Source organism: Roseateles asaccharophilus (assembly GCF_031458115.1).
Lineage (GTDB): Bacteria > Pseudomonadota > Gammaproteobacteria > Burkholderiales > Burkholderiaceae_C > Pelomonas > Pelomonas asaccharophilus_A.
The window spans coordinates 74,579-92,183 of the sequence record NZ_JAVDXV010000010.1 but is presented as its reverse complement, the minus strand read 5'-3'; the positions used below and the strand labels follow the sequence as shown (position 1 = coordinate 92,183).

Below are 17,605 nucleotides of genomic sequence, written 5' to 3'. Positions count from 1 at the left end.
TCACCACCGAGGAGAGTCCGATGAGCGAAAGCCTGGATCCACGAGTGAGCGCGATCCGCACGGTCGCGCTGGTCGGCCCGGCCGCGGCCGGCAAGACGCTGCTGCTGGACGCGCTGCTGGCGCATGCCGGCGCCATCCCGCAGGCCGGCAGCATCGAGCGCGGCAGCACGGTGAGCGACCACGACCCGCTGGAGAAACGGCTGGGGCATTCGCTGCAGTCCAGCCTCGCGCACTTCACCCATGGCGGCATTCGCGTGCATGCCATCGACACGCCCGGCGCGCCCGACTTCGTCGGCCAGGCGCTGCCGGCGCTGGAGGCGACCGACACGGCCATCGTCGTCATCAACGCGCAGAACGGCATCGAGCTGATGGCGCAGCGCATGCTGGCCGCCGCGGGCGAGCGCGGGCTGGCGCGGCTCATCGTCGTCAACAAGATCGACGCGCCGGAGCTGGACCTGCCGGCGTTGCTGGCGCAGATCCGCGATGTGTTCGGCAAGGAATGCCTGCCCTTGAACCTGCCCGCCGACGGCAGCAAGCGCGTGGCGGACTGCTTCTTCGCGGCCTCGGGAGAGGCCGATTTTTCGTCCGTTGCCGATGCGCACCGCGCGCTCGTGGAGCAGGTGGTGGAGGTGGACGCCGCCTTCGTGGATCGCTACCTGACCGACGGCGACGTGGACCCGAAGGAATTGCACGCGCCGCTGGAGCAGGCGCTGCGCGAGGGCCATCTGATCCCGGTCTGCTTCTGCTCGGCCAAGACCGGCGCCGGCGTCAGCGAGCTGTTGGCCGCCATCGAGGCGCTGATGCCCAACCCGGCCGAGGGCAACCCGCCGCCCTTCCTCGAAGGCAAGGGCGCCGAACCCGCGCCCTACCCCGCCACCCCCGACCCGGCGGCGCATGTGCTGGCCCATGTGTTCAAGATCGTCGCCGACCCCTACCTCGGCAAGATGGGCGTCATGCGCGTGCATCAGGGCCGGGTCGCCAAGGGCGGCATGTTGTTCGTGGGCCATGCGCGCAAGCCCATTCGCGTGGGCCATTTGTTCATGATGCAGGGGGCCAGGCACGTGGACATCGAAGAGGCGCTGCCAGGTGACCTGTGCGCCGTCGCCAAGGTGGAGGACATCGCCTTCGATGCCGTGCTGCACGACGCGCAGGAGGACGAGCACATCTTTCTGAAGCCGCTGGACTTCCCGACGCCGGTGCACGGCCTGGCCATCAGCCCGGCGCGGCGCGGCGACGAGCAGAAGCTGTGGGAGGTGCTGGCCCGGCTTGTGGACGAAGACCCGTGCCTGCGCATCGAGCAGGCCGGCGAGACGCACCAGACGCTGGTCTACGGCCTGGGCGAACTGCACCTGCGCCTGCTGCTGGACCGCGTGCGCGAGCTGTACAAGGGCGAGGTCGTCACGCAGCCGCCGCGCATCGCCTACCGCGAGACCATCTCGGCGCCGGCCGAGGGCCACTACCGCCACAAGAAGCAGAGCGGCGGCGCGGGCCAATTCGGCGAGGTCTACCTGCGCATCGAGCCGCTGGCGCGCGGCGCCGGCTTCGAGTTCGTCGACGCGGTCAAGGGCGGCACCATCCCGGGCCAGTTCATGCCGGCCGTCGAGAAGGGCGTGCGCTCGGCGCTGGCCAGCGGCGTCATCGCCGGCTACCCGCTGGTGGACCTGCGCGTGGTGGTCTACGACGGCAAGCACCACTCGGTGGACAGCAAGGAAATTGCCTTCGTCACGGCCGGCCGGCGTGCGCTGATGGAGGCCGTGCGCGAGGCCCGTCCGCTGGTGCTGGAGCCCATCGTGCAGGTCGAGATCACGGCGCCGGATGCCAGCATCGGCGACATCACCGGCGACCTGGCCTCGCGCCGCGGCCAGGTCAACGGCACGCGTGCCGCCGTGCCGGGCAGCCTCGTCGTGCAGGGGCTGGCGCCGCTGGCCGAACTGGCCAGCTACCAGACGCGGCTGAACGCGATGACGGCCGGCCAGGGGCGCTACACGCTGTTGCTGTCGCACTACGAGGCCGTGCCGCCCAACACGCAGACGACGCTGGTCGGCGCCTACAAGGCGGGCGACGAGGATCAGTGAGCCGGCCTGGCCTTGGCTGAGGCCTTCTTCGCGGCGGGCTTCTTATTGCCGGCGTCGTCGATCTCGGTCTCGGTGTGCATCACGCAGCGCCATTCGCCGTCCTTGCGCACCCAGACGGTGGAATCGGCCATCTCCTGCTCGATTTCGCCCGACTTGCCCCGCATCGCGATGGCCTGCTTGACGCGGTAGGTCAGCACGGCGGTGTCGTCGTTGGGGTACATGACCTGCATGTCGCTGAGCTCGAAGGACTTGATGACCATGCTGCCGTTCTCGGCCATCTCGCGGTACTGGTCGTGGCTGAACTGCATGGCGCCATGCGAACTGACCATCAGCGAAGGCTCGTCCAGCATGGCCAGCGCGGTGTCGGTGTCTTCGTCCACCATCGACTGCCAGAACTTCTTCTCCAGCGCGATGAGGGTGCTGTCGGTGGAAGGCATTGAGATCTCCTTGATCGGGTGAGAACCCTCTCAATATGGGTGGCGTGAGGCGCCGCTTCGATAGGCGTTGCCACCGCCGGCCGGTCGGCGCTCTCCTACGGCGAAATCTCGGAGATGAACGCTCATTTATCATCCGCCCCATGCCTGCCGCCCCCCGCGACGTCGCGCAGATCCGCTTGGACAACGCGATGCGGCTGTTCGAAGAGTTCGTCAGCGCCACCGTCAAACACCCCGATGCGGCCACCTTGCGTGGCCTGGAGCGGCGCTTTGCCGAACGGCTGCAGATCCAGCCCAGCTACTGGAGCCAGATCAAGGGCCGCTCGCGTCAGATCGGTGAACGGCTGGCGCGCCAGTTCGAGCAGCTGTGTCACAAGCCACCCGGCTGGATGGACCTGGAGCATGGCGCCGTCGTCGCCGGCCCGGTGCCCATCACCTCGATGGCGGCCGCCCTTGGCCACGTCGCTCCGCCACCACCGGAGCCCTCGCCCAGTACGCCCCAGGACGACGACGAGCGCTTCATCATCGGCCTGGTGCTGACCTACTACCGCCGCCATCCGCAGCGCGCCCGCACGCGGCTGCTGGACCTGCTGGGCGAGGTGCTGACGCCCGAGCCCGCCGCCGCGCCGCGCCCGGCCGCCAAGTCCGCCGCTCCCAGCCCGCAGGCCGAGTTGGATGAGTGGCGCAAGCTGCAGTCCGGCGTCGCACCGCTGAAGCCCAAGAAGCGCTGACGGCAGCACGGCGCGCAGATCGTTCTGCGCATCCGTCATTGGACGTCGACCTCCCCGCACGTTAGGGATGTTGGATAAAAACCGCTTGCGCAAGAGCAACGTTTGTTTATCATTTGCGCAAGTCGCGCCGCTGAAGTCCCCAGGCGCCACGGCGAGGTCGCACCCCAAGCCCCTGACCTGCCCGGCCCGCTTGCCTCGAGCGCAAGCCCCGGGCGCCCCTTTCTTCATTGCAAAAGCCAGGCCCAACCGGGTCCAGCCGCTGCATGGCCCGTCGCGCCTCGCGCGGCATCAACCGGAGCACTCCATGCCCCAGTTCACCTCCCCCCGTCCGATGCAACTGAACCTGCGCAAACCGCGCAATCCGTTCGTCGCGCCGGCACTCAAACGCCAGGCCGGCCGACATCAGAGCCCGGACGACGCCCGCGCCCAGCGCCAGCAGGCCCGCCTGGACCTGCGACGCCTGCTGCGCGAACGCTTCCCCGACGACAGCCCCTGACAAGCCAGCACCGCCCGCCCCTCGTCCATGACCGATCCATGTCATGAGGGCCGGCCCGGTGCCAAGGAGACCCTCATGAGATTGATCGAGTTGCGCGGCCCCGACGCCGCCGAAACCCACGACGCCTGGGCCCGCCGCTGGGTCCGCATCAAGCGCGCGGCCCGCGCGATCCGGCTGGTGTTCTCGCCCGCCTACCGCCGGCGCCGCCGCGCCCGCAACCAGTTGGAGTTCTATGCCGAAGCCGGGGCGCCCGAAGGGGCGCTCTATGTCGACGGCCAACTGGTGGCGCAGCTGGATGGCGTCAAGCGCCTGTGAACTGACGCGCAAATAGGGGTCGCATGGACAGACCATGCGACCCCGACCCGTCCTAGCATCGGGTCATGTCCCAACGCTTGCGCCTCACCACGCCGCTGCCCACGCTGGACGCCTGGGTCCAGGCGTTCGCGCGCGCAGAGATCCCGGTGCTGGCCGAGACGGCCGAGGCACTGGAGCTGATGCGTGCCACCGAAGACGACGTGGACGCCCATGGCCTGGGCGAGCTGATCGCCACCGACCCGCTGATGACGCTGAAGGTGATGGCCCACGCCAGCGAACTGCGGCGCGGCCGGTTGATGGCCGACCCGGAGACGGTGACCGCCGCGCTGGTGCTGATGGGCATCACCCCCTTCTTCCGCACCTTCGGTCCGCAGCCGACGCTGGACGCCGTGCTGGCCGACCATGACGAGGCGCTGCTGGGCCTGTCGCGCGTGATGCAGCGCGCCGAGCGGGCCTCGCGCTATGCGCTGGGCTTTGCCGCGCACCGCGCCGACCCCGACGCCGCCGTCATCCACAGCGCGGCACTGCTGCACGACTTCGCCGAGATGCTGCTGTGGGTGCACGCGCCCGCGCTGGCGCTGCAGATCGCGGCGCTGCAGGACGCCGACCGCCACCTGCGCAGCGCCGCCGCGCAGCGCCAGGTGCTGGGCATAGAACTGGCCGACCTGGAACAGGCGCTGATGAAGCACTGGCACCTGCCGGAGCTGCTGACGCGCATCACCAACGACAAGCACGAGCACGACCCGCAGGTGCGCTGCGTGCAGCTGGCCGTGCGCGTGGCCCGCCACACCGCGCGCGGCTGGGACGACGCCGGCGTGCCCGACGACCTGCACGACATCGCCGAACTGCTGAACCTCAGCGAAGCGCACACGCTGAAGCTCCTTCACGAATTCGACTGACCGCCCTACACCGGCACGGCCGTCGTGTTCTTCAGGCGCTCCAGCACGAAGCTGGTCTTGCAGTCCTGCACGCTGGGGTGCATCAGCAGCGTGTCGCTGATGAAGCGGGCGTAGTGCTGCATGTCCTGCACCAGCACGCGCAGCAGGTAGTCCATCTCGCCGGTCAGAGCGGCGCATTCCACCACCTCGGGCCAGGTCTGGACGGCGGCGCGGAACAGATCGCGCGGGTTGCGCAGCGGGCTCTCGGTCTGCTTCTCCAGCCTCACGTTGATGTAGGCCGTCAGGCCCAGGCCCACACGCTCGGGCGGCACCAGCGCCACGTAGCTGCCAATGACGCCGGTCTCCTCCAGCCGGCGCACGCGGCGCAGCACGGCTGACGAAGACAGGCCGGCCTCGGCGGCCAGTGCGTCGTAGGTCAGGCGGCCATCCAGCTGCAGCGCGCGCAGGATGCGGCGGTCGATGGCGTCAAGCTCAAGAGGGGCGTCCATGCGGGAAATTGTGCAGCTTTCATGTGCCGTCCGGCGCCTACAGTGAAACCATGTCCAACCGTCGCCTGGCGGCCTCTTTGCTGACGATGCTGCTCGCGGCCGCCGCACCGGCACGGGCGGACGAGATCGTGCTGGCGTCGCCCAGCTACTGGTGCCCGTTCAGCTGCAGGGCCGGCGCGGCGCAGGAGGGTTTCACGGTGGACATCGTGCGCGAGATCTTCGGCGCCGCCGGCCATCGCGTGCGCCTGGTCAACCAGAACTACAGCCGCGCGCTGCTCGACGTGCGCGCCGGCACCTACACGGCCACGCCGTCCACCTTCCGCAGCGAGGCGCCGGACTTCGTCTTCCCCGAGCAGCCGATCTCGCGCAACCGCTATTGCGTGTTCACGCGGCGAGACAGCGCCTGGCGTTACCGCGGCCCGGCCAGCCTGGACGAGCTAGACCTGGTGGGCGTCATCCGCGACTACTCCTACGGCGCGGCGCTGGACACCGCCATCAAGGCCACCCCGCGGCGCTTCGAGGTCCACACCGGCGACAGCCTGACGGAGCGCATGCTGCGCCGGCTGAAGCTGGGCCGCATGGCGGCCTTCATCGAGGAGGAGAGCCTGGTCGCCTACACGGTCAAGCTGCACCCCGAGCTGGCCGCCCGCAGCGCCGGCTGCGAAGCGCCCAGCTACGCCTATCTGGCCTTGTCGCCCCGCCATCCCCAGGCCCAGGACTACGCGCGCACCTTCAGCGAAGGCATGCTCAAGCTGCGCCGGAGCGGACGCCTGAAAGCCATCCTGGCCGGCTACGGACTGACCGAATGGCCGGCGCCATAGCCAGCACCAGCGCATGATTCCTGCGCTGTTTCAAAAATTGGCGCCATAGTTTGCATGAATTCTGCGAGCCCGGCGCCGCAGAATTTTCAGCTTCTAGAGACAGCTCACGAGGCAACCATGGCCAAGTTCACTCCCTGGGACAACCCCATGGGCACCGACGGTTTCGAGTTCATCGAGTTCGCTGCGCCCGATCCGGCAGCCCTGGGCGAGCTGTTCCGCACGATGGGTTTCGCCGCCGTCGCCAAGCACCGCCACAAGAACGTGACGCTGTACCGCCAGGGCGGCGTCAACTTCATCATCAACGCCGAGACGGATTCGTTCGCACAGCGCTTCGCGCGGCTGCACGGCCCATCCATCTGCGCCATCGCCTTCCGCGTCGACAACGCCGCCCACGCCTACCAGCGCGCGCTGGAGCTGGGCGCCTGGGGCTTCGACAACAAGGCCGGCCCGATGGAGCTGAACATCCCGGCCATCAAGGGCATCGGCGACTCGCTGATCTATTTCGTCGACCGTTGGCAGGGCAAGGGCGGCGCTGCAGCCGGCGCCATCGGCAACATCAGCATCTATGACGTGGACTTCGTGCCGCTGCTGGACGCGCAAGGCCAGCCGGTGGACCCGAATCCGGTGGGCAACGGCCTGACCGAGATCGACCACCTGACGCACAACGTGTTCCGCGGCCGCATGAAGGAGTGGTCGGAGTTCTACGAGCGCTTCTTCAACTTCCGCGAGGTGCGCTACTTCGACATCGAGGGCAAGCTGACCGGCCTGAAGAGCAAGGCCATGACCAGCCCCTGCGGCAAGATCCGCATCCCGATCAACGAGAGCAGCGACGACAAGAGCCAGATCGCCGAGTACCTGGACCTGTACCACGGCGAGGGCATCCAGCACGTGGCGCTGGGCACGACCGATATCTACGGCACGGTGGAAGGCATGAAGACGGGTGGCGTGGTGTTCCAGGACACCATCGAGACCTACTTCGACCTCATCGACAAGCGCTTGCCGGGCCACGGCGAGAACGTTGACGAACTGCGCCGGCTGCGCATCCTCATCGACGGCGCCGCCCACCTGGGCGCCGAGAAGGAGTTGCTGCTGCAGATCTTCACGAAGGAAGTCATCGGCCCGATCTTCTTCGAGCTGATCCAGCGCAAGGGCAACGAGGGCTTCGGCGAAGGCAACTTCAAGGCGCTGTTCGAGAGCATCGAGCTGGATCAGATCCGCCGCGGCGTTTTGAAGGACGAACCCGCCAAGGCCGTCTGAACCAGTTGCCAGGCTTCGTCCGAATGGACGAGGCCCATGTGGCCCACGCCGTCCAGCCGGTGCGCCCGCGCGCCGGCCAGGATGGCGCGCTCGGCCGGGTTGACGATCTGGTCGCAGGGCGTCCAGAAGCAGTCCACGTCCGGCAGGCCGGGCAGCTCCGCCAGCCAGCGGCTGCCCAGGCGCATCTGCTGCGTGTTCACGCCGAAGCCTAAAGCGGCCATGCGCGTGCCCTGGTGGGGTGATCCCAGCGTGACGACATGCGGCGCCTCGTGGCCCGCGCCGTAGCGGCGCCACCAGGCCCGCAAGGCCAGGCCGCCCATGCTGTGGGCGCACAGGATGGGCATGCGGCCCGTCAGCGCCATCAGCTTCTGCACGCCGGCCTCGATGTCGTCGGCATAGGCGTCGATGGACCCGAAGGCCGGCTCCAGCGTCGGCGCGACGAAAGCCACGCCCTGCTCGCGCAGCCGCTGCATCCAGCCGTTCCAGCGCGCCCGGTTGCAGGAAAAGCCGTGCACCAGCAGCACGCCCTGCGTCGCGCCCGCCGGCAGGTGGTCGGGCTGGGCCCACTCGCGCCAGGGCTGCCGCCACGAGAACGCCAGCTCGCTGGCCACCACCTCCCGAGCCCAGGCGCGCAAGAGCTGACCCCAGCCCGGCGCCGGCCGGTTGACCCAGCGCAGTTGCACGAAGCCGCCGGCCAGGATGGCCGCATGCAGGCCCAGCGTCAGCACGCCCCAGCCCCAGCCGAAGCGCCAGCCGACGAGCACCGCCACCGACAGCCGCAGCAGCACCCAGATCCTCTGCAATCGTCCGTTCATCGTCGCAGTGTAGGAAGGCAGAATCGGCGCGAGCCATGCAAGCACCCAGCGCCGAATCCCTGCTGAACGAGCTGCGTGCCGTCGACGCCGAGCGCGCCCGGCGCGCCGCCGATCCCGAGCTGGACGAGCGCGTGCAGGCGCTGAAGACCTGGCAGCAGCGCCGCTTCGCGCACACCTACGCCGACCTGCTGGCCACGCCGCGCTACGAGGCGGCCACGCGCTTCTTCCTGCACGAGCTGTACGGCCCCGGCGACTACCGCCAGCGTGACGCGCAGTTCGCCCGTGTGATCCCCGCGCTGACGCGGCTGTTTCCCGCCGAGGTGGTGGACACGGTCGCCAAGCTGGCGCAGCTGCACGCGCTGTCCGAGCGGCTGGACACGCGCATGGGCGAGCACCTGCTGTCGCCCGACATCACCGCCAAGGAATACGCCATCGCCTGGCGCGCCTGCGGCGAGCCCGAGGCCCGCCAGCGGCAGATCGAGTTGACGATGGCCGTGGGCGAGTCGCTGGACAAGCTCACGCGCAAGCCGCTGCTGCGCCAGTCGCTGAAGCTGATGCGCGGCCCGGCCACGCTGGCCGGCCTGGGCGCGCTGCAGACCTTTCTCGAAACCGGCTTCGACACCTTCCGCGACATGCGCGGCGCGGGCGAGTTCCTGTCCACTGTGCGACACCGTGAAAGCACACTTGCTCGCGATTTGTTTCAGGCAAATCCCTTGGTCCTAGGGCAACTCCCCTAGTCCGTACCGCGCCCGGCCCCGACCATCTTTGCCTCCCCGCGAAGAGGCCCGCCGATGACTGCCGTCCTTGCTGAAGTCCCCCAGGTGACAACCGCAGCCAAGCCCTGGCTGGCCAGCTACCCGGCCGGCGTGCCGGCCCAGGTGGACACCAGCGTCTACCGCTCGCTGGTGGACCTGCTGAACGAGGCCTTCCGCACGCATGCGCAGCGCGACGCCGCCATCTGCATGGGCCAGCGCATGCGCTTCTCGCAGATCGACGAGCTGTCGCAGAGCCTGGGCGCCTGGCTGCAGGCGCAGGGGCTGCGCCAGGGCGACCGCGTCGCCATCATGATGCCCAACCTGCTGCAGTACGGCGTGGCCATCTCGGCCATCCTGCGCGCGGGCTTCGTCGTCGTGAACGTGAACCCGCTGTACACGCCGCGCGAACTGGAGCATCAGCTGAAGGACTCGGGGGCGCGGGCCATCATCGTGCTGGAGAACTTCGCGCACACGCTGTCCGAGGTCATCGCCGCCACCGACGTGAAGCACGTCGTGCTGGCCTCCATGGGCGATCTGCTGAACTGGTGGAAGGGCCCGCTGATCAACTTCGCCGTGCGCCACCTGAAGAAGATGGTGCCGGAGTTCCGCCTGCCGGTCGGCGATGGCTGCACCGTCGTGCGCTTCAACGAGGCGCTGGCCCACGGCGAGCGGCTGCACCTGAAGAAGCCCGAGCTGGGCCCTGACGACGTCGCCTTCCTGCAGTACACCGGCGGCACCACCGGCCTGTCCAAGGGCGCAACGCTGCTGCACCGCAACATCGTTGCCAACATCCTGCAGGTGGAGGCCTGGTTCCAGCCCATGCTGGCGCGGCTGCCGCAGGACATGCAGTTCACCAACGTCTGCGCGCTGCCGCTGTATCACATCTTCGCGCTGACGGCCTGCTTCATGCTGGGCGCGCGCATGGGTCATCTCAACATCCTGGTGCCCAATCCGCGCGACATCCCCGGCTTCATCGACACGCTGCGCGGCCACAAGGTGCACATCTTCCCGGCCGTCAACACGCTGTTCAACGCACTGGCCAACGAGCCCGGCTTCTCGCGGCTGGACTTCTCCGAGCTGGTCATCTCCAACGGCGGCGGCATGGCGGTGCAGCAGGCCACGGCCGAGAAGTGGCTGAAGGTCACCGGCTGCCCGGTCGTGGAGGGTTATGGCCTGTCCGAGACCTCGCCGGCCGCCACCATCAACCCGCTGGACCAGCGCGCCTTCAGCGGCAGCATCGGCCTGCCCATCTCGTCCACCGAGATCGCCATCCGCGACGACGACGGCCGCGACCTCGCCATCGGCGAGCGGGGCGAGATCTGCATCCGCGGCCCGCAGGTCATGGCCGGCTACTGGAAGCGCCCCGACGAGACCGCCAACGTCATGTACGCCGACGGCTTCTTCAAGAGCGGCGACATCGGCATCATGGACGAGCGCGGCTATGTGCGCATCGTCGACCGCAAGAAGGACATGATCCTGGTCAGCGGCTTCAACGTGTACCCGACCGAGATCGAGCAGGTCGTCAACATGCACCCGGGCGTGCTGGAGTGCGCCGCGGTGGGCGTGCCGGACACCAAGTCCGGCGAGGCCGTGAAGCTGTTCGTCGTCAAGAGCGACCCGGCGTTGGCCGAGGAAGACCTGGCCAGCTACTGCGCCACGCAGATGACGGCCTACAAGCGGCCCAAGTTCATCGAGTTCCGCGACGAACTGCCCAAAAGCAACGTGGGCAAGATCCTGCGCCGCGAGCTCAGAACCAGCACCGCCTGAATTCCCAGGCCGCCGCAGGCCGGCCGCCACTCAAGCAGCAACCGTGGAACTGGCTTTGCCAGGCCACTGGCTGCGTCCCCTTGAGGGGGAGGCGCGTGAGCGCCTCGGGGGTCTTAGAACGGGTTGTTCTGCGCGCGCGACAGGAACATCGCGCCGATGCGCTGCTGCGCCGTCGGCCCCAGCAGCAGGTCACCGGCCCACAGCCACTGCGACACGCTGGCGTCGGCGCGCAGCGTGTTGGTCGTGCAGTCCTGCGCCGCGATCTCGGTGCGGCAGGCGGCCTGCGTCACGTCCGAGAAGCCGAAGGCGCCGGGGAAGCGCGCGATCTGCTGGACGGTTTCGTCCACGAGCACCAGGCCGATCAGGCGGCCGTCGTTCAGCAGGTTCAGCCGCATCGAGATGTTGAACGCGTTGCTCAACTCGTCGAGGAAGGCCGCGCGGTCGATGTCGGTCTGCTGCTCGCGTTCCTTCTGGCCGAAAGGCGTCAGGCCCACGTCGAAGATCGTGGAGATGACGACGCGGCCGTTGGCGTTGGCGATGCGGTTGGCCTGCTCGGCCAGCAGCTTGCCGCGTGCGCGCGCTTCGTTGATCAGCGAATCCCTGCTGATGGCCGGGAACTGGCGGTACAGCTCCACGATGTCGTTGACACCCACCATGATGGCGACGATGTCCTTGGGGCCGAAGCGGTTGTTGGACAGGTGCTGGTCGATCTGGTTGCGCACGTCCGCCACCTTGATGCCGGCGGCCGCGTACATGATGCCCTGCGGCAGCGCGACGAAGTCGCTGTTGCACTGCGGGAACACGAAGCCGAAGCCGCTGGCCAGCAGCTGCGTCCAGACCGGGTTGATCCGGCAGTCGATCTGCAGCGTGCTGCTGTCCAGACCGTTGATGCCATAGCGCTTGCCGCTTTGCAGGATCACGCCGCTCTCGTCGCCGAAGGCAATGATGCGGTTGGGCGAGAAGGGCTCGATCTGCGAGGTGCCCCCGCCGCCACAGCCGGCCATCAGCGCTGCAGCCGCCAGTGCGGCCAGTCCGCGCTTCAGATTCTTGGAGACAACACGTTGCATGAAGATCAACTCAGGAACAGGGACAAATTCAGTCGGTGAAGGCGGCAGCGGCCCGGCTGAGCCGGTCCCGCACACCGTCCCAGGCCGGATCGCGCGGTGGCGCTTCGACCCAGATCTCGCGCGCGCCGGTCGAATCCAGCTGACGGAGCACCGCGAACAACTCGTGGGCCGCCGCCGCCGGGTCGCCCGGCTGGGCTTGCCAGCGCCAAGCCGGCAACTGGGCGCGTGAATATACCGCCACCCCTTCCAGCCCTCCGCTGGCGGCCGCTGTCGCCAAACGTAAAGCCAGCGCGTCGGCGTCCAGCAGCCGCACGCGGGCGCTGGGCGCGTAGTGGGCGGCCAGCGTGCCCGAGGCCTTGGGCGCCGCGGCGTCGGCTTCGGCCAGCGGCTGGCCCAGCGCGGCCTCGATGCGGGCGCGGCTCAGCAGGCCGGGGCGCAGCAGCGCGGGTCGATCCCGGCTGCAGTCCACGATGCTGGACTCGATGCCCACCTCGCAGGCGCCGCCGTCCAGCACCATCAGGCCGGCGCCGAATTCCTCCACGACATGCCGCGCCAGCGTGGGGCTGACGCGGCCGAAGCGGTTGGCGCTGGGCGCGGCCACGCCCTGAACGCCCAATTCGCGCGCGGCGGCAAGTACCTCGCGGGCCACCGGATGGGCCGGGGAGCGCAGCGCCACCGTCGCGTGGCCGCCGGCCGCGGCCTCGGCCATGCCGGGCGCGCGCGGCACGATGACGGTCAGCGGGCCGGGCCAGAAGGCTTCCATCAGCCGGCGCGCCGTGTCGGGCAGGTGGTCGGCAAAAGGCTCGGCGCCGGCCGCATCCAGCACGTGGACGATCAGCGGGTGGTCGCTGGGGCGGCCCTTGGCGGCAAAGATCTTGGCGACGGCGTCGTCCCGGTCCGCCCGCGCGGCCAGGCCGTAGACGGTCTCGGTGGGCAGGCCCAGCAGTTCGCCATCGGCCAGGCGCTGCGCGGCGGCCTGGACGGCGGCAGGATCGTTGCCGGGCAGCGCTGACATCAGAAGTCGGTCGGCAGACCCAGCATGGCGGCGGCCTGCTGCGCGACCGCGTGCGCGGCCTCAGGGCTGTCCGCCGTGATGTTCAGGTGGCCCATCTTGCGGCCATGGCGGGCATCGGACTTGCCGTACAGGTGCAGGTGCGTGCCCGGCAGCGCCAGCACGCGATCCCAGGCCGGCGGCGTGGGGCCGCCCGCCTCGCTGAACCACAGGTCGCCCAGCAGGTTCAGCATCACCGACGCCGAATGCTGGCGCGGCTCGGGCAGCGGCAGGCCGGCCAGCGCGCGCACCTGCAGCTCGAACTGCGACACGTTGCAGCCGTTCATCGTCCAGTGGCCGGAGTTGTGCGGCCGCGGCGCCATCTCGTTGACGACCAGGCGGCCGTCAGTGAGCCAGAAGAACTCGATGCACAGCACGCCGACATAGTTCAGCGCGTCGGCCACCTGGCGGGCGGCCGCCACGGCCAGGCGGTCGACCTCGGCGGGCACGTCCGGCGCCGGCACCTCGGTGACGGCCAGGATGCCGCCGCGGTGCAGGTTCTGCTGCACCGGCCAGTTGACGACCTGGCCGTCGGCACCGCGCGCCACCAGCACGCTCAGCTCGCGTCGAAGCGGCAGCAGTTGCTCCAGCACGCAGGGCACGCGCTTCAGGTCGGCCCAGGCCGCGGCCAGCTCGGCCGGCGTGGACACGCGCACCTGGCCCTTGCCGTCATAGCCCATGCGGCTGGTCTTCAGGATGCCCGGCAGCAGCGACGGGTCCACGGCCGCCAGCTCGATGTCGTTGGTGATGACGGCATGCGGCGCGCAGGGCACGCCGGCGGCCTCGAAATGCGCCTTCTCGACCGCCCGGTCCTGGCAGACCGCCACGGCCGCGCCGGACGGCGCCACCACGCGCATGTTGGCCAGCGTCTCCAGCGCCACGGCGGGCACGTTCTCGAACTCGGTCGTGATCGCGTCGCAGTCGCGCGCCAACTGGGCCAGGCCCAGCGAATCGAGGTAGTCGGCCTTGATGTGCTTCTCGGCCACCGCGCCGGCAGGGCTGTCGGCGTCCGGGTCCAGCACGATGCAGCGGTAGCCCATGGCCTGGGCGGCATGCACGAACATGCGGCCCAGCTGGCCGCCGCCGAGCACCCCAAGGGTGGCCGTGCCGGGAAGGAGCGCGCTCAACGCAGATCCTCGGTCATCGCCACGGCCACCGCGGTCTGGCGGGCGCGGAAGGCGTCCAGCTTCGCCAGCAGTGCCGCGTCGCCCGTGGCCAGCATGGCCACCGCGAACAGCGCGGCATTAGCCGCGCCGGCGTTGCCGATGGCAAAGGTCGCGACCGGAATGCCCTTGGGCATCTGCACGATGGAGTGCAACGAATCCACGCCCTGCAGGTGGCGGCTGGCCACCGGCACGCCCAGCACCGGCACCGTGGTCTTGGCGGCCAGCATGCCCGGCAAGTGGGCGGCGCCGCCGGCGCCGGCGATGATGGCCTTCAGGCCCCGGCCGGACGCGGCCTCGGCATAGGCGAACATCTGGTCGGGCATGCGGTGGGCCGACACGACCTGCGCCTCGAAGGCGACACCGAACTCGGTCAGAATCTCGGCGGCCTGCTTCATCGTTTCCCAGTCGCTGCTGGAGCCCATGACGATGCCGATGACGGCGTCGGGGTTCGTAGGGACTGACGTGGACAAAGCGCGCTCCAAGGCTCAGGAAAGCCTTGAATTGTAGGTGGCGCCCCTCACTCTCCTTTCCGCCATGATCGACATCACCCTCCAGAACTTCGAAGCCGAACTCATCACCGCCTCGCAGCAGCAGCCCGTGCTGCTGGACATCTGGGCGCCGTGGTGCGGCCCTTGCCGCACGCTGGGGCCCATCCTGGAGAAGCTGGAGACCGCCTACGCCGGCCGCTTCACGCTGGCCAAGCTGAACAGCGACGAGGTGCCGGAAATCGCCACGCAGCTGAGCCAGATGTTCGGCGTGCGCTCCATCCCCTTCTGCGTGATGTTCGTGGACGGCCAGCCGGTGGACGGCTTCGTCGGCGCGCTGCCCGAGGCGCAGATCCGCGAGTTCCTGGACAAGCATGTGCCGGCCGGCGAGGAGCTGGAGGCCGAGGCCGACGTGGCCGAGGCGCAGGACCTGATGGCCGACGGCGACCTGGAAGCCGCTTTAGGCAAGCTGGCGCACGCGGTGCAGACCGACCCGGCCAATGACGCGGCGCGCTTCGACTACATCAAGGCGCTGCTGGAGCTGGGCCTGGTGACCGAGGCCCGCGAGGCCTTCGCCCCGGTTGCGCCTAAGGCGGCCGACACGATCACGCCGCATGCCCGATTCGCGGCGCTGGCCGTCTGGCTGACGGCTGTCGAAACCTCCGCCGGCATCGACCCGACCACCTTGCAGGCCGCCATCGCGGCCAACAAGCGCGACTTCGAGGCGCGCTTCCAGTTGGCGCAGAACCACCTCAGCAACCAGCGCTTCACCGAAGCCATGGACGAGCTGCTGGAAATCATCATGCGTGACAAGGCCTGGAACGGCGAAGCCGCGCGCAAGGCCTATGTGGCCGTCCTGGAGCTGCTGACCAAGCCGGCCCCCAAGCCCGCAGCCGACGCGCAGGCCGGCGGCAAGCTGGAGATCGCCGGCAAGGCCGCCGTCGTGCACAGCGACCCGTTGATCGACCAGTACCGCCGCAAGCTGTCGATGGCGCTGTTCTGAAGCGCACGCCCCTGGGCCGAGCGCCGGGCCGCCCCAAGCCGGCCCGCTCTGGCGATGCGCGCGCGGCTCAATGCCGCGTGCATCGCCGTCCCCTCGGGGGCTGAGGCCGGTCACAGGGGCCCAGTGGGCGGCCTGTGCCTGCCGAAGGGCTGGGGCGTGAGCCGAAGCGCGGTCTGCAAGACCGACCAGACTCGCCCGCCTTCAGCGTGGCGAGCCTGGACGAGGGGCTCAAGGAACTCTGCCGTGGCTGTTGCGGATCTCGCGCAGCTTCACGCACTCGGCGTGGTTCTGGAACAGCGGCCGTTCGCATTGACGGTCTATGCACCAGGCGCGCGCCAGCAGCACGCGCTTGCCGCAGGCCTCGCTGGGGCTGGCCGCCTCACCGGCGGGCGCGGTGGGCGGCGTTGACGCTGCGGCCGACTTGACCGCCGCGCTGCCGGCCGGCGTGGACGCGGCCGGCTCGGGCGCGGCGAACACCGGGCTGCGCGGCACGGGGCGGAAGTCGCCCGCCTTCTCGGTGACCATGGGCTTGGCCGCCGTGTCGCGGCGCGGCGTGGGCGCCGACGCGGGCCGCGTGGCGGCCGTGGCCACCGCCGGTGCCGGCTGGGTCTTGAGCGGGGGCGCCACGACCGCGGGTGCAGAGGCCACGACCGCCGGCGGCTGGCTGGCAGCCTGGACTATTGGTTCGGGCGCCGAAGCCGCGGACGCGACGACGGGCATGGACGCGGCGGCCACCGGCGGCGTCGCCGTCTGCGGTGGCGGCTTGCCGATGTTGTCGCGCACCAGCAGCACGAAGAAACCCAACAGCAGCACCGCGGCCACCGCGCCGCCCACGAGGAGAGCACGGCGGGGCTTGCCCTGCGCTGCGGCGGGTGCAGGCGCCGCGACAGGCGGTTCCTGCCCCTTGGGCGGCGCCCGCTTGCTGAGCGGCACGACGATGGTGGCCGAGGCCTCGTCGTCGATCGGCGCCTGCACGGTGTCGGCGAACTCCAGGTCCAGCGGCGCGGGCGGCGCGATTGGCTGGGGCGCCACCGTGCGCGGCGGCGCTGCGACCGGCTCGGGCACCGGCGCGCGGCCGTCCAGCACCTCGCGCCACGCGGCAGCGTTCTGCGGCCGCTGGTGCGGCGGCACGCGCAAGGCCCAGTCCAGGCCGGCCAGGAAGGCGGGTGAATAGCCCTCGACGGCCAGCGGCGCCAGTTCGTCGCCCATGGCCCGCGCGGTGCAGGGCGGCGGCGGGCGGCCGGTCAGCAGGTCGTGCATGGCCGCGGCCAGCGCGTAGAAATCGGTCCAGGGCCCTTGCTTCAGGCTGGTGGCCTCGGCGTACTGCTCGATGGGCGCGTAGCTGGGCTTCAGGATGGCGGTGAACACCTGCGTGCGGTCGCCGATGGCCTGGCGCGCGGCGCCGAAGTCCAGCAGGATGGGCGGACTGCCGTCGGCCGGCATGAAGATGTTGTCGGGCGCGACGTCGCGGTGCCAGACGTTCTGCGCATGCAGCACGGCCAGGCCGCCCAGCACGGCGTCGAAGATGCGCCGCAGCCAGGCCTCGGGCGGCGGCGTGGGCTGGGCCTTGCGCGCCTCGCGCAGGTTCTGGCCGATGAGGCGCGGCATGGCCATGTAGGCCGTGCCGTTGGCCTCCCAGAAGCGGTAGACCTTCAGCAGCGACGGGTGGTCGAAGCGCGCCAGCAGCTTGGCCTCGTTGACGAAGCTGCGCCGGCCCAGGTCGAAGGTCTCCTTCATGGAGATGGAGCGCACCGACACCTGCGAGCGCCCGTCGCGCTGCGCGAACTGGCTGGGCATGTATTCCTTGATCGCCACCTCGCGCTCCAGCGAGTGGTCGCGCGCGAGGTAGACGATGCCGAAGCCGCCGACGCCCAAGGTGCCCAGGATCTCCAGCTCGCCGAAACGCGTGCCGGCGGGCAGGGCATTGAGGCTGTCTTCGTCGCGCACGTCAGCGGTCATAGGCGGGCGAGAGTAACCCAG

The 17,605-nt window shown here is 69.7% G+C and carries 18 protein-coding genes; 10 read left to right on the top strand and 8 right to left on the bottom strand.

Translation table 11 applies throughout. The features are described 5' to 3' along the window. Positions 1-20: 20 nt before the first annotated feature. Positions 21-2,075 carry an elongation factor G gene (gene fusA / locus J2X21_RS23155; RefSeq protein ID WP_310332489.1) on the top strand — a complete coding sequence of 685 codons (2,055 nt, stop codon included), beginning with the start codon at positions 21-23 and terminating at the stop codon, positions 2,073-2,075. Here the strand turns inward: fusA and J2X21_RS23150 are convergent. Then, the gene (locus J2X21_RS23150; RefSeq protein ID WP_310332488.1) at positions 2,069-2,512 is read right to left on the bottom strand and encodes a nuclear transport factor 2 family protein; all 444 of its coding nucleotides are present in this window, start codon (positions 2,510-2,512) and stop codon (positions 2,069-2,071) included. The genes fusA and J2X21_RS23150 overlap by 7 nt on opposite strands. Before the next feature lie 140 nt (positions 2,513-2,652). Here J2X21_RS23150 and J2X21_RS23145 point away from each other — a divergent pair, with 140 nt between their 5' ends. The 4 genes from J2X21_RS23145 (at position 2,653) to J2X21_RS23130 (ending at position 4,950) form a co-directional block, all read left to right on the top strand. Then, on the top strand, positions 2,653-3,240 hold the full coding sequence (locus tag J2X21_RS23145) for a hypothetical protein (RefSeq protein WP_310332487.1): 588 nt from the start codon (positions 2,653-2,655) through the stop codon (positions 3,238-3,240). Positions 3,241-3,544: 304 nt separating this feature from the next. After that, on the top strand, positions 3,545-3,736 hold the full coding sequence (locus J2X21_RS23140; protein ID WP_310332486.1) for a hypothetical protein: 192 nt from the start codon (positions 3,545-3,547) through the stop codon (positions 3,734-3,736). A 75-nt stretch (positions 3,737-3,811) separates the two neighbouring features. Then, positions 3,812-4,051 carry a hypothetical protein gene (locus J2X21_RS23135; protein WP_310332485.1) on the top strand — a complete coding sequence of 80 codons (240 nt, stop codon included), beginning with the start codon at positions 3,812-3,814 and terminating at the stop codon, positions 4,049-4,051. Positions 4,052-4,116: 65 nt separating this feature from the next. Further along, positions 4,117-4,950 (top strand): HDOD domain-containing protein, encoded by an 834-nt coding sequence (locus tag J2X21_RS23130; protein ID WP_310332484.1) that lies wholly within the window; start codon positions 4,117-4,119, stop codon positions 4,948-4,950. A 5-nt stretch (positions 4,951-4,955) separates the two neighbouring features. Here J2X21_RS23130 and J2X21_RS23125 read toward each other — a convergent pair whose 3' ends face one another. Continuing rightward, a complete protein-coding gene (locus tag J2X21_RS23125; protein WP_310332483.1) occupies positions 4,956-5,438 on the bottom strand; it encodes an Lrp/AsnC family transcriptional regulator in 483 nt (160 codons plus the stop codon). A gap of 50 nt (positions 5,439-5,488) precedes the next feature. Here J2X21_RS23125 and J2X21_RS23120 point away from each other — a divergent pair, with 50 nt between their 5' ends. Both J2X21_RS23120 and hppD read left to right on the top strand, forming a co-directional pair. Next, positions 5,489-6,259, top strand: coding sequence for a substrate-binding periplasmic protein (locus J2X21_RS23120; protein ID WP_310332482.1), 771 nt, complete (start codon positions 5,489-5,491; stop codon positions 6,257-6,259). Between the two features lie 117 nt (positions 6,260-6,376). Further along, positions 6,377-7,516 carry a 4-hydroxyphenylpyruvate dioxygenase gene (gene hppD / locus J2X21_RS23115; RefSeq protein ID WP_310332481.1) on the top strand — a complete coding sequence of 380 codons (1,140 nt, stop codon included), beginning with the start codon at positions 6,377-6,379 and terminating at the stop codon, positions 7,514-7,516. Here the strand turns inward: hppD and J2X21_RS23110 are convergent. Beyond that, positions 7,468-8,331 carry an esterase/lipase family protein gene (locus J2X21_RS23110; RefSeq protein WP_310332480.1) on the bottom strand — a complete coding sequence of 288 codons (864 nt, stop codon included), beginning with the start codon at positions 8,329-8,331 and terminating at the stop codon, positions 7,468-7,470. The two genes, hppD and J2X21_RS23110, sit on opposite strands and share 49 nt — an antisense overlap. A gap of 35 nt (positions 8,332-8,366) precedes the next feature. Here J2X21_RS23110 and J2X21_RS23105 point away from each other — a divergent pair, with 35 nt between their 5' ends. Continuing rightward, a complete protein-coding gene (locus J2X21_RS23105; RefSeq protein WP_310332479.1) occupies positions 8,367-9,068 on the top strand; it encodes a DUF8198 family protein in 702 nt (233 codons plus the stop codon). A 54-nt stretch (positions 9,069-9,122) separates the two neighbouring features. Next, on the top strand, positions 9,123-10,853 hold the full coding sequence (locus J2X21_RS23100) for a long-chain-fatty-acid--CoA ligase (RefSeq protein ID WP_310332478.1): 1,731 nt from the start codon (positions 9,123-9,125) through the stop codon (positions 10,851-10,853). 113 nt (positions 10,854-10,966) lie between these two features. Here the strand turns inward: J2X21_RS23100 and J2X21_RS23095 are convergent, their stop codons facing one another. The 4 genes from J2X21_RS23095 to purE are packed head-to-tail and all read right to left on the bottom strand — an operon-like array spanning position 10,967 to position 14,559. After that, positions 10,967-11,920: an esterase gene (locus tag J2X21_RS23095; RefSeq protein WP_310332477.1), complete on the bottom strand. Its 954-nt coding sequence runs from the start codon at positions 11,918-11,920 to the stop codon at positions 10,967-10,969. A gap of 28 nt (positions 11,921-11,948) precedes the next feature. Further along, entirely contained in the window at positions 11,949-12,935 is a 987-nt protein-coding gene (locus J2X21_RS23090; protein WP_310332476.1) for an L-threonylcarbamoyladenylate synthase, read from the bottom strand. Further along, entirely contained in the window at positions 12,935-14,098 is a 1,164-nt protein-coding gene (locus tag J2X21_RS23085) for a 5-(carboxyamino)imidazole ribonucleotide synthase (RefSeq protein ID WP_310332475.1), read from the bottom strand. The genes J2X21_RS23090 and J2X21_RS23085 overlap by 1 nt, the downstream gene beginning before the upstream one ends. Further along, the gene (gene purE, locus J2X21_RS23080) at positions 14,095-14,559 is read right to left on the bottom strand and encodes a 5-(carboxyamino)imidazole ribonucleotide mutase (protein WP_310332621.1); all 465 of its coding nucleotides are present in this window, start codon (positions 14,557-14,559) and stop codon (positions 14,095-14,097) included. The genes J2X21_RS23085 and purE overlap by 4 nt, the downstream gene beginning before the upstream one ends. A 112-nt stretch (positions 14,560-14,671) precedes the next feature. Here purE and J2X21_RS23075 point away from each other — a divergent pair, with 112 nt between their 5' ends. Continuing rightward, positions 14,672-15,625 carry a tetratricopeptide repeat protein gene (locus J2X21_RS23075; protein ID WP_310332474.1) on the top strand — a complete coding sequence of 318 codons (954 nt, stop codon included), beginning with the start codon at positions 14,672-14,674 and terminating at the stop codon, positions 15,623-15,625. Positions 15,626-15,853: 228 nt separating this feature from the next. Here J2X21_RS23075 and J2X21_RS23070 read toward each other — a convergent pair whose 3' ends face one another. After that, positions 15,854-17,572 carry a serine/threonine protein kinase gene (locus J2X21_RS23070; protein WP_310332473.1) on the bottom strand — a complete coding sequence of 573 codons (1,719 nt, stop codon included), beginning with the start codon at positions 17,570-17,572 and terminating at the stop codon, positions 15,854-15,856. Between the last annotated feature and the right edge of the window lie 33 nt (positions 17,573-17,605).

Coding starts and splice junctions, on each gene's coding strand:
- J2X21_RS23075 (WP_310332474.1), top strand. CDS start 14,672: ATGATCGACATCACCCTCCAGAACTTCGAAGCCGAACTCATCACCGCC.
- purE (WP_310332621.1), bottom strand. CDS start 14,559: ATGGGCTCCAGCAGCGACTGGGAAACGATGAAGCAGGCCGCCGAGATT.
- fusA (WP_310332489.1), top strand. CDS start 21: ATGAGCGAAAGCCTGGATCCACGAGTGAGCGCGATCCGCACGGTCGCG.
- J2X21_RS23100 (WP_310332478.1), top strand. CDS start 9,123: ATGACTGCCGTCCTTGCTGAAGTCCCCCAGGTGACAACCGCAGCCAAG.
- hppD (WP_310332481.1), top strand. CDS start 6,377: ATGGCCAAGTTCACTCCCTGGGACAACCCCATGGGCACCGACGGTTTC.
- J2X21_RS23110 (WP_310332480.1), bottom strand. CDS start 8,331: ATGAACGGACGATTGCAGAGGATCTGGGTGCTGCTGCGGCTGTCGGTG.
- J2X21_RS23145 (WP_310332487.1), top strand. CDS start 2,653: ATGCCTGCCGCCCCCCGCGACGTCGCGCAGATCCGCTTGGACAACGCG.
- J2X21_RS23125 (WP_310332483.1), bottom strand. CDS start 5,438: ATGGACGCCCCTCTTGAGCTTGACGCCATCGACCGCCGCATCCTGCGC.
- J2X21_RS23105 (WP_310332479.1), top strand. CDS start 8,367: ATGCAAGCACCCAGCGCCGAATCCCTGCTGAACGAGCTGCGTGCCGTC.
- J2X21_RS23140 (WP_310332486.1), top strand. CDS start 3,545: ATGCCCCAGTTCACCTCCCCCCGTCCGATGCAACTGAACCTGCGCAAA.
- J2X21_RS23120 (WP_310332482.1), top strand. CDS start 5,489: ATGTCCAACCGTCGCCTGGCGGCCTCTTTGCTGACGATGCTGCTCGCG.
- J2X21_RS23090 (WP_310332476.1), bottom strand. CDS start 12,935: ATGTCAGCGCTGCCCGGCAACGATCCTGCCGCCGTCCAGGCCGCCGCG.
- J2X21_RS23135 (WP_310332485.1), top strand. CDS start 3,812: ATGAGATTGATCGAGTTGCGCGGCCCCGACGCCGCCGAAACCCACGAC.
- J2X21_RS23130 (WP_310332484.1), top strand. CDS start 4,117: ATGTCCCAACGCTTGCGCCTCACCACGCCGCTGCCCACGCTGGACGCC.
- J2X21_RS23095 (WP_310332477.1), bottom strand. CDS start 11,920: ATGCAACGTGTTGTCTCCAAGAATCTGAAGCGCGGACTGGCCGCACTG.
- J2X21_RS23150 (WP_310332488.1), bottom strand. CDS start 2,512: ATGCCTTCCACCGACAGCACCCTCATCGCGCTGGAGAAGAAGTTCTGG.